Origin of the sequence: Mycetocola reblochoni REB411 (assembly GCF_900163835.1) — a bacterium.
GTDB lineage: Bacteria > Actinomycetota > Actinomycetes > Actinomycetales > Microbacteriaceae > Mycetocola_B > Mycetocola_B reblochoni.
On record NZ_FUKR01000071.1, the window covers coordinates 40128 to 50298 of the forward strand.

At 71.3% G+C, this 10171-nt stretch carries 8 protein-coding genes and 1 pseudogene; 7 read left to right on the forward strand and 2 right to left on the reverse strand.

Annotated features, from left to right (window positions below; genetic code table 11):
- Window positions 1-240 precede the first annotated feature (240 nt).
- The 7 genes and pseudogenes from FM119_RS12245 to FM119_RS12275 all read left to right on the forward strand — a co-directional run bounded on the left by FM119_RS12245 (window position 241) and on the right by FM119_RS12275 (window position 8867).
- On the forward strand, window positions 241-1761 hold the full coding sequence (locus FM119_RS12245) for an amino acid permease (protein WP_087138436.1): 1521 nt from the start codon (window positions 241-243) through the stop codon (window positions 1759-1761).
- Between the two features lie 313 nt (window positions 1762-2074).
- Window positions 2075-4318: a polyribonucleotide nucleotidyltransferase gene (locus FM119_RS12250; RefSeq protein WP_087138449.1), complete on the forward strand. Its 2244-nt coding sequence runs from the start codon at window positions 2075-2077 to the stop codon at window positions 4316-4318.
- 185 nt (window positions 4319-4503) lie between these two features.
- Entirely contained in the window at window positions 4504-5634 is a 1131-nt protein-coding gene (locus FM119_RS12255) for an aldo/keto reductase (RefSeq protein WP_087138437.1), read from the forward strand.
- 9 nt (window positions 5635-5643) lie between these two features.
- A complete protein-coding gene (locus FM119_RS12260) occupies window positions 5644-7041 on the forward strand; it encodes a M16 family metallopeptidase (RefSeq protein WP_087138438.1) in 1398 nt (465 codons plus the stop codon).
- On the forward strand, window positions 7038-7640 hold the full coding sequence (locus tag FM119_RS12265) for a histidine phosphatase family protein (protein ID WP_087138439.1): 603 nt from the start codon (window positions 7038-7040) through the stop codon (window positions 7638-7640). Before FM119_RS12260 ends, FM119_RS12265 begins: the two co-directional genes overlap by 4 nt.
- 31 nt (window positions 7641-7671) lie before the next feature.
- Window positions 7672-8485: pseudogene (dapB, locus tag FM119_RS12270) on the forward strand (4-hydroxy-tetrahydrodipicolinate reductase); the annotation flags it as partial.
- The gene (locus tag FM119_RS12275; protein ID WP_087138441.1) at window positions 8427-8867 is read left to right on the forward strand and encodes a hypothetical protein; all 441 of its coding nucleotides are present in this window, start codon (window positions 8427-8429) and stop codon (window positions 8865-8867) included. The pseudogene dapB and the gene FM119_RS12275, both read left to right, overlap by 59 nt.
- Window positions 8868-8894: 27 nt before the next feature.
- Here the strand turns inward: FM119_RS12275 and FM119_RS12280 are convergent, their stop codons facing one another.
- Complete coding sequence (locus FM119_RS12280) at window positions 8895-9797, reverse strand: TIGR01777 family oxidoreductase (protein ID WP_087138442.1); 903 nt, start codon at window positions 9795-9797, stop codon at window positions 8895-8897.
- A 2-nt stretch (window positions 9798-9799) separates the two neighbouring features.
- On the reverse strand, window positions 9800-10171 hold a 372-nt coding region (locus tag FM119_RS12285), incomplete at its 5' end, for an OsmC family peroxiredoxin (protein WP_143822713.1).

Genomic DNA, 10171 nt, shown 5'->3' on the forward strand with positions numbered 1-10171 from the left:
TCGTCATCCACGGATGGCGGCCCCTTCTCGTTGCGCCGCCGACCGAACCGTGGGCCGCGCGACCGGTGCCTCACCCGCCCCGCCGTGTCGTGGCGGCCGTGGTGCGTCCGGCTCCGGACGGCCGCTGGTCGTGCGGGGCGCGCTGGCACTAGTGTGGAGCAATCGTTGCGCGCGGAGCGCGGACACCGGCGTCCGCCGGACAGGGGATCGACCGCTTCGGCGGGTGGGGGAGGTAGCGCAATGGCGTTTCGTCGGGTCAAGAGCATCGAGGCATCCATCGCGGACGCGGGGCTGGACGGCCGCTCGCTGAAACGCACGCTCGGCACCTGGGACATCATGGTCATGGGGGTGGCCGTCGCCGTCGGCGCCGGAATCTTCTCGGTCGGGGCGAAGGCGGCCGGGGCGTACGCCGGCCCGTCCGTCTCGCTGTCGTTCGTCCTCGCGGCGCTCATCTGCGGCCTGGCGATCATGTGCTACGCGGAGTTCGCCTCCACCGTCCCCGTGGCCGGGAGCGCGTATACCTTCACCTACGCGACGATGGGTGAGCTGCTGGCCTGGATCATCGGCTGGGACCTCATCCTCGAGATGCTCACGGCCGCCGCGGTCGTCGCCAAGTACTGGGGCATCTACCTCTCCACCGTGTTCGAGATCGGTGGCTGGGACGTCCCGGCGACGATCCAGCTCGGCGGCGTGACCCTGACCTGGGGGCCCTTCCTCATCGTCACCGTCTTCACCGTCCTTCTCGTGCTCGGCACGAAGCTGTCGTCGCGGGTGTCCTCCGTGTTCACCATCATCAAGGTGGCGATCGTCGTGTTCGTGATCGTGGCGGGGGCGTTCTTCATCAACCCGGCGAACTACTCGCCCTTCATCCCGCCGGCCATCCCCGCCGAGCAGGGCGAGGGCAGCGTGATGACGCAGTCGCTGTTCGCGTTCCTCACCGGACAGGCGCCCGCCCAATACGGCATCTTCGGGATGCTCTCGGCCATGGCCCTCGTGTTCTTCGCCTTCATTGGTTTCGACGTCGTCGCCACCAGCGCCGAGGAGACCAAGAACCCTCAGCGGACCCTGCCGCGGGGCATCATCGGCGGCCTCGTGCTGGTGTCCGTCCTCTACGTCGGCGTCTCGCTCGTGCTCACCGGCATGGTCCCGTACACGGAGCTGGCGCAGGCGGAGGACCCGTCCCTCGCGACCGCATTCGTCTCGGTCGGCGCGGGCTGGGCGGGCCAGATCATCTCCCTCGGCAGCCTCGCCGGCTTGACGACGGTCATCATGGTGCTGTTGCTGGGTCTGGCACGCATCGTGTTCGCCATGAGTCGCGACGGCCTGCTGCCGCGAAGCTGGAGCAAGACGAGCGACAAGCGCAGGACCCCGGCGCGGATCCAGATCGGCGGCGGCATCCTCGTCGCCCTCCTCGCGGGGCTGACCGAGGTTGACCTGCTCGAGGAGATGATCAACATCGGGACGCTCTCGGCCTTCGTCCTCGTCTCCATCGGCGTGATCGTGCTCCGGCGTACGCGTCCGGAGCTCACGCGCGGCTTCCGGGTCCCGTTCTCTCCTGTCCTCCCGATCATCTCCGCCGTGCTGTGCTTCTGGATGATGCTCAACCTCCACGTCGATACCTGGCTGCGCTTCGGCGTCTGGCTTCTGCTCGGCGTGGCCATCTACTACCTCTACGGCCGACGGAACTCGGTCATCGCCCGGCAGGAGAGGGCGGACGCATCGGCGTCGGCCTCGTCCGACGGCCGGGCGGCGACCGACTGACCCCGTCGAACGCGGCCCCGCCGAACACGGGTCAGGGAATCCGACCCCGACACGTCGGGGGAGCGGGGCCTGCCCGGGCTCCTCTGCTAGCCTGAGGCCAGGTCGCGTCGTCCGACGCGGCTGGATCATACGGAGCAGGCCGGCAGGAAGCTGGTCCTCGGTGGTGGTTCTCCATCCGGTCGGGATGGCGTCCTTCTACTGGAGATCAGCCAAGCTGCGCGCGGGACACCGCGCGATGACCGCTTGAGTACGTACTGCCGATCCTGCTCCTCATGCCGGGTGTTGACGCGCCCAAACATAAGGAGATGTGACCTTGGAAGGTCCCGAGATCAAATTCGCCGAGGCCGTTCTCGACAACGGCTCGTTCGGCAAACGAACCATCCGTTTCGAGGCGGGCCGGCTGGCCCAGCAGGCGCAGGGAGCCGTCGCGGCGTACCTGGACGAGGAGACCATGCTCCTCTCGGCCACCAGCGCCTCGAAGCACCCGAAGGACAACTTCGACTTCTTCCCCCTGACGGTCGACGTCGAGGAGCGCAGCTACGCCGCGGGCAAGATCCCCGGCTCGTTCTTCCGTCGTGAGGGCCGCCCCTCGACCGAGGCGATCCTCGTCTGCCGTCTCATCGACCGGCCGCTGCGCCCGTCCTTCGTGACCGGTCTGCGCAACGAGGTCCAGGTCGTCATCACCGTGCTGTCGATCGCTCCCGGCGAGTTCTACGACGCGCTGGCGATCAACGCCGCTTCGGCGTCGACGCAGATCTCCGGTCTGCCGTTCTCCGGCCCGATCGCCGCCGTGCGCCTGGCGCTCATCAACGGCCAGTGGGTCGCGTTCCCCACCGCCTCGCAGCTCGAGGACGCCGTCTTCGACATCGTCGTGGCCGGCCGTCTCGTCACCGACGAGAACGGCAACGAGGACATCGCCATCATGATGGTCGAGGCCGAGGCGACCGAGCACAGCTGGGACCTCATCCAGGCCGGCGCGACCAAGCCCGATGAGGCCGTCGTCGCTCAGGGGCTGGAGGCCTCGAAGCCGTTCCTCACGCAGCTGGTCAAGGCGCAGGAGGACCTGGCCCGTCAGGCGGCCAAGGCCGTCGCCGACTACCCGGTCTTCCTGCCCTACACCGACGAGAACCTCGCCGCCGTGAGCGAGCTCGCGCACGACGAGCTCGCCTCCGTCTACCAGATCGCCGACAAGATCGAGCGCCAGAACGCCGACGACGCCCTCAAGGACCGCGTCAAGACGGCGATCGTCGAGCGTGTCGAGGCCGGCGAGCTCGACGAGAGCGCGATCGCCCAGTTCTCCGGCGCCTACAAGGCCGTCACCAAGAGCGTCGTCCGTGGCCGCATCCTCACCGACGGCGTCCGCATCGACGGCCGCGGCCTGGCGGACATCCGTCCGCTCGACGCCGAGGTGCAGGTCATCCCGCGCGTTCACGGTTCGGCGATCTTCCAGCGCGGCGAGACGCAGATCCTCGGCGTCACCACGCTGAACATGCTCAAGATGGAGCAGCAGATCGACTCGCTGTCGCCCGTGACGAGCAAGCGCTACCTGCACCACTACAACTTCCCGCCCTACTCGACCGGTGAGACCGGTCGTGTCGGCAGCCCGAAGCGTCGCGAGATCGGCCACGGCTTCCTCGCCGAGCGCGCGCTCGTGCCCGTGCTGCCCAGCCGCAACGAGTTCCCCTACGCGATCCGTCAGGTCTCCGAGGCGCTCGGCTCGAACGGCTCGACCTCGATGGGCTCCGTCTGCGCCTCGACGCTGTCGCTGCTCAACGCGGGCGTGCCGCTGCGCGCACCCGTCGCCGGCATCGCGATGGGCCTCGTGTCCGACGTCGTCGACGGCCAGACGCGCTACGCCGCGCTGACCGACATCCTCGGCGCCGAGGACGCGCTCGGCGACATGGACTTCAAGGTCGCCGGCACCAGCGAGTTCGTCACCGCGATCCAGCTCGACACCAAGCTCGACGGCATCCCCGCCTCGGTCCTCGGTGCGGCGCTGACGCAGGCGAAGGAGGCCAGGACGGCGATCCTCTCCGTCCTCAACCAGGCGATCGACGCGCCCGACGAGATGGCGCCCACCGCGCCCCGCGTCATCAGCGTGCAGATCCCCGTCGACAAGATCGGCGAGCTGATCGGCCCCAAGGGCAAGACGATCAACGGCATCCAGGACGAGACCGGTGCGGACATCTCCATCGAGGAAGACGGTACGGTCTACATCGGCGCCGTCGACGGCCCCTCGGCCGAGGCGGCCCGCGCCCAGGTCAACGCCATCGCCAACCCGACCAACCCCGAGGTCGGCGAGCAGTTCCTCGGAACGGTCGTGAAGATCGCCGCCTTCGGCGCCTTCGTCTCGCTGCTTCCCGGTAAGGACGGCCTGCTGCACATCTCCGAGGTGCGCAAGCTCGCCGGGGGCAAGCGCGTCGAGAACGTCGAGGACGTCCTCGGCGTCGGCCAGAAGGTCCTCGTCGAGATCACGAAGATCGATGACCGGGGCAAGCTCTCGCTCGCCCCCGTCATCGCGGAGGAGGGCACGGCCGAGGAGGCCGCTGCCGAGTAGTCCGCTTGTCGACGACGCCGGCGTCCCCGCACGATGCGGGGACGCCGGCGTCGTCGCGTGGGAAGGTTGCGACTGCGCAACATGTCCGCCGAAATGCCGACATCGCAGGGGCGGTGAACCGTGGGCGGTGCAGTATCGTCACAGGCAGGGGCCGCCCCCATGTCGGCTCCACGGTCGGAGGCAGCATGTCGTCGCGATGGGCACGGGCGGTCGCACCGTTCACCGCCGGCGTCCCCGTGCAGGCGGAGGAGGCGGCCGCGCCGACGGATGAGGCCGCCGCGCCCGCTCGTCGCGACCCGGCGCCGCCCCGCGTTCCATCCGCCTCTTCCCCCGCCTCGTCGTCGACGCCCGGGGAGCCCGTGTCCGCCCAGGAGCTGAGCCGACCGCTCAACCCGTCCGGCGACCGGGTGTTCCCGGTCGTGTTCGGCGGCAGCTCCTTCGGCTGGACGATCGGAGACGAGCTGGCGGGAGCGCTGCTCGACCGCTACGCCCACGAGGGCGGCAACCTCGTCGACGTCGCCGACTCCTACGCGAGCGGCCGCAGCGAGGTGATGCTCGGCAGCTGGCTGCGTCGGCGGAACGCCGCCGGGCGCTTCCTCGTGTCCACCAAGGTGGGGCGCCATCCCGACGCGCCCGGCCTCGGACCCGTCTCGCTGGTGAGGGCCGTCGAGGCCTCCCTGACGCGGCTCGGCGTCGACCGGATCAACCAGCTCTACCTCCACGTCGATGACAGCGCGACCCGGCTCGAGGACGTCCTCGGCACGGTCGGCTGGCTGATCGACAGCGGCAAGGTCGGCTCCCTCGGCGTGACCTCCTACTCCGCCGAGCGCCTGGTCGAGGCGCGGGTTCTCGCCGGCGCCGGCTACCCCCTCATCACCTCGCTGCAGCTGCACTACAGCCTGCTCACGCGGGACGCGTTCGACGGGGACACCGGCCTGGTGGCCAGGGCGCAGGGGCTGTCGGTGCTCAGCTACTTCTCGCTGGAGAGCGGCTTCCTCAGCGGACGGTACCGCCAGCGACAGGACCTGACCGCGTCGGTCCGCTCGACCCGCGCGGGTGCGCACCTGAACCGCAGAGGGCTCCGGGTCCTCCGCGCGCTCGACCGCGTCGCCGACGAGCACGGCGTGGCGCCGGCGACCGCCGCCCTCGCCTGGGTGCTCGGCCGCCAGGGCATCACCGGCGCGATCGTCGGCTCGAGCTCCGTGCGGCAGCTGGACGAGGCCATGGCGGCGGCCCGCCTCGAGCTGTCGCCGCGGGGCAGGGCCGCCCTCGACGTGGCCGCCTCTGGCTCGTCCGGTCGTCGACGGCTGCCCTAAGCTGGATCCGTGACCGGTGCAGTAGCTCTTCCCCTGACCGAGCCCTCCCTGCGGTTCGAGGCGTCGGGGGACGCCGTCGTCGAGAGGTCGGTCCTTGCCAACGGGCTGCGCATCCTGACCGAGCACGTTCCCGGCGCCCGCAGCGTGACCCTCGGATTCTGGGTGCCGATCGGATCGAGGGACGAGCGGACCGGTACCGACGGGGGCATCACCGCGGGCTCCACCCACTTCCTCGAGCATCTGCTGTTCAAGGGGACGAGCAACCGCAGCGCGCTCGACATCGCGATCGCCTTCGACGCCGTCGGCGGCGAGCACAACGCCGTCACCGCCAAGGAGTACACCTGCTACTACGCGAAGGTGCGCGACCTCGACGTGCCGATGGCCGTCGACGTGATGGTGGACATGCTCGCCAACTCGCTGCTGTCCGAGGTCGAGTTCGAGACCGAGCGCGGGGTGATCCTCGACGAGCTGGCCATGGGGGAGGACGACCCGAACACCGTCTGCGCGGAGGGGCTCTTCGCCCGGCTCTTCGCCGGCAGCGCGCTCGCACGGCCCATCGGCGGGACGAGCGCCGACATCCTCGTCGCCGCGCGCGACGCGGTGTGGGAGCACTACCGCTCCGGCTACTCGCCGCGCCAGCTGGTCGTCACCGCGGCAGGGGGTGTGAGCCACGGGCAGCTGCGCGAGCTGATCGAGGCAGCCGTCTCGTCGACGGCCTGGGCCGACGCGCCCGACGCGGCCCCCGTCTCCCGTCGTGCCACCATGCCCGAGGGGCCCGTGCGCGTCGACGGGGGCGCCCACGCGATCGCGCGACCGATCGAGCAGTGCACCCTCATGCTCGGCCTGCCGGGGCTCGCTGTCACCGACCCGCGGCGGGCGACGCTGTCGGTGCTCAACTCGGTCCTCGGCGGGGGGATGTCCTCGCGGCTGTTCCAGGACATCAGGGAGCGCAGGGGGCTGGCGTACTCGGTGTACTCCTCCGCGCCCAGCTACTCGGACCAGGGCGCCTTCGTGCTCGCCGCATCGTGCAGCCCGGCGAACGCGGGCGAGGTCGCCGACCGTCTCTGGGAGCAGTTCCTGCTCCTGGCCGACCGCGGCGTCGACGACCAGGAGATCGCCCGGGCCTTCGGCCAGCTCTCCGGAAGCGCCGCCCTGGCGCTGGAGGACTCGGACACGCGGATGACCCGACTGGGCAGGGCGGAGCTGATGACGGGGGAGTTCCTCGACCTCGACGCCACCCTCGCCCGGCTCGCGAAGGTCGACCGGGCTCAGCTCGCCGAGCTGGCCACCGAGATCGCGGCGGGGACGCCCGTGCTCACCGCGGTGGGTGCGGTTGGCGACGACTTCGCACGCGACAGGGCCTGCTCCACCTCGGACCGGGCGACCACAGGGGCGGGGCATCGATGAACCACTACATCTACCTGGCCAGGCACGGCGAGCAGCAGGACGCCGAGCACGGGCTGTCGGACGGGCCGCTGTCGGCGAGGGGGCGCAGACAGGCCGCCCTGCTGGCTGACCGGCTGAGCGGTGTCCCCATGGATGTCGCCCACTTCTCGCCGCTGCAGCCGGCCTCGGAGACGGCGGAGGTCTTCGCCACCCGCCTCCCTGCGCTCCGCCTGGAGCCGTCGGCGCTGCTGTTCGACACGATCCCCTCCGGGCCGTCGGACGGGATGCCCCCCGCGTACGAGCCGTTCTTCGGCTCGGTCACCGAGGCGGAGATCGAGGCGGGCTCGGCGCAGATGGCCGACGCTGTGGCCGAGTACCTCGCGCCACGGCGCGGGGAGTGCCATGAACTGCTCATCACGCACAACTCCGTGGTCAGCTGGCTGGTGCGTGAGGCACTCGGCGCGCCGGCGTGGCGGTGGATGTCGCTGACCCAGGCGCACTGCGCGTTGACGGTCATCGCGCAGCGGCCCGGACGGCCCTGGACCCTCCTCAGCTACAACGACCTCGGCCACATCCCCGTGGAGGATCGCACCGGTCTCGCCGGAGCGCTCGCGCTCTAGAACACGCGGGCGACCAGGTAGCGTTGGGGGCATGACTACGCGAGTTGCCGTCGTCGGCGCCACGGGAAAACTGGGCCGGCTCATCACCGAGGTCGTCTCCGAGCACCCGGAGCTGACGCTGCACGCCGGGCTGGACTCGCGGAGCGCCCTCAGCGAGGTCGACGGCGCGGACATCGTCGTCGACGTCACGACCCCGACGGTGAGCCCGCGCGTCGTCGAGCACGCCCTCTCCGCCGGAGCGCGCGTGCTCGTCGGCTCCAGCGGTTGGGGGGCGGAGCGGGTCGCCGAGCTGGAGGCGCGGGTCGCCGACAGCGGCTCCGCCGTGCTCATCGTCCCGAACTTCTCTCTCGGCTCCGTCGTTGCGACGACACTCGCCGCTCTCGCCGCGCGCCACTTCGACTCCATCGAGGTCATCGAGCGGCACCGGCAGAGCAAGGTCGACTCGCCGAGCGGCACGGCGGTGCGCACCGCGGAGCTCATGGCCGAGTCGCGACGGGGGCGCGGCCCCGTCGCCGCACCGCACGCCGACCAGCGCGCCCGCGGCGAGCTCGTCGCGGGGATCCCCGTGCACAGTCTTCGGATGGACGGAGTGGTGGCTCAGCAGGAGGTCGTCCTCGGCGGGGAGGGCGAGCAGCTGCGCATCCTGCACGACACGGTGAGCAATGACGCGTACCGCGGCGGCGTGATCAGGGCGCTCGAGGCGCTTCCGTCGCTCCGCGGGGTCCACGTCGGGCTCGACGCGCTCCTCGGTCTGGACCGTCTCCGGCTCGCGACGTCGGGGGAGTGATGCGCGCAAAGGTGGGGGCGGGGGTCCTCGCGGTTCTGCTCCTGGTCTACCTGGTCGTCGCGGGTCAGCGTGCCGTGATGCTCATCGCGACGGGGGAGCCGGTCGCGGTGGCGATGGGTGTGGCGCTGCTCGTGCTCCCGCTCGTCGGCGTGTGGGCGCTCGTGCGCGAGTGGCGTTTCGGCGTCCAGGCCGAGCGGCTCGGCGTTCGGCTCGAGCGGGAGGGCGCCCTGCCCGAGGAGGAGCTTCCCGTGCGCGCGAGCGGTCGTGTCGACCGTGATGCCGCTGACGGCGTGTTCCCCCGCTACCGGGCGGCCGTCGACGCACCGGGGGCGGACTGGCGCGACTGGTTCCGGCTGGCCCTGGTGTACGACGCCGCGGGCGACAGGAGGCGCGCGCGGGCCGCGGTCCGACGCGCCATCGCCGAGGAGCGTTCCGGCTGAGCGGTCGTCGCGGGCACGAGCTGCGACTCAGCCGCGGCGGTCCGGCGCGGGGACGACCCGATCGATCGCCTCGCCCGCCGTCGCGACGCTGAAGGCGAAGCCGGCCGAGACAAGCGCATCGGATGCGATGAGCTGATCGGACAGCAGGAGGTCGTCCGCCGCCTCGCCGAGCGCTGCCCTGAGCGCGAACCGGGGTGCCCGCAGCAGGTACGGCCGGTCCAGGCGTCGGGCGAGGTGGAACATGATGTCGTCGGCGCGCGCGGGCGTCGGGCCGGTGATGTTCAACGGCCCGTGGAGCGCGTCGGTGGTGACGGCGAAGGCGAGAGCGGCGACCTCGTCGTCGAGCGACACCCACGGCCAGTGCTGGGTTCCGCGACCGAGGGGGCCCGCGACCCCCGCCTTCGTGAGGGCGATGAGCGGGCGCAGCACGGCGTCGGGGTGGACGACGACGCCGGTCCGGGCGAGGACCGTGCGCGTGGCCGAGGGAGCGCGCACCGCCTGCTCCTCCCAGCGTCGGCAGACGTCGGCGAGGAAGCCGGTGCCGGCCGTCGAGGACTCGTCGAGCCGTTCTCCCGGACGCGAACCGTAGTAGCCGCTCGCCGAGCCGGACACGAACACGGCGGGCGGCGTGGCCGCCCTGTGCATCGCGGCGACGAGCGTGCGTGTCGCCGCGACCCTCGAGTCGAGGATGCGCCTGCGCCTGCCCGGCGTCCAGGGGATGGTCGAGATGCTCGCACCCGAGAGGTTGACGACCGCGTCGACACCGTCGAGCGCCGACGGGTCGATGGTCCCGGACGCGGGGTCCCAGCGGGGCCCGGGGCCGTCGGCGTCGCCGCGGCGGAGCAGGGAGACGCGGTGGCCGTCGGCGTGGAGGCGGGCGGACAGCGCTGTGCCGATCAGGCCGGTCCCACCGGCGATGAGGACGTGCACGATCAGGCCAGCGAGGCTTCGAGGGTGACGGTCACCCCAGCGAGGGCCACCGAGACGGGGCAGTTCTGTTTCGCCTGCTCGGCGAGCTCGGCGAAGCGTTCGGAGGTGAGTCCCGGCACGGTCGCACTGACGAGCAGGTGGCTGCCGGTGATCCCCGTTCCCTGGCTGAAGGTGACGGCCGCGGTCGCCTGGATCGTCTCCGGAGGTGTGCCCTCGTCGCCGAGCACCTTGGCGAACGCCATCGAGAAGCAGGCCGCGTGGGCGGCTCCGAGCAGTTCTTCTGGCGTCGAGGTCTGGCCCGTCCCCTCCGAGCGCGAGGCCCACGTCACCGGGAGCGTCAGCCCTGGGGTGCTGGCCAGTGCGACCTCGCCGTC

Excerpts from the sequence above, each read along its gene's own strand:
- FM119_RS12265 (WP_087138439.1), top strand. The coding sequence starts at position 7,038 with ATGAACCACTACATCTACCTGGCCAGGCACGGCGAGCAGCAGGACGCC.
- FM119_RS12245 (WP_087138436.1), top strand. The coding sequence starts at position 241 with ATGGCGTTTCGTCGGGTCAAGAGCATCGAGGCATCCATCGCGGACGCG.
- FM119_RS12275 (WP_087138441.1), top strand. The coding sequence starts at position 8,427 with ATGCGCGCAAAGGTGGGGGCGGGGGTCCTCGCGGTTCTGCTCCTGGTC.
- FM119_RS12255 (WP_087138437.1), top strand. The coding sequence starts at position 4,504 with ATGTCGTCGCGATGGGCACGGGCGGTCGCACCGTTCACCGCCGGCGTC.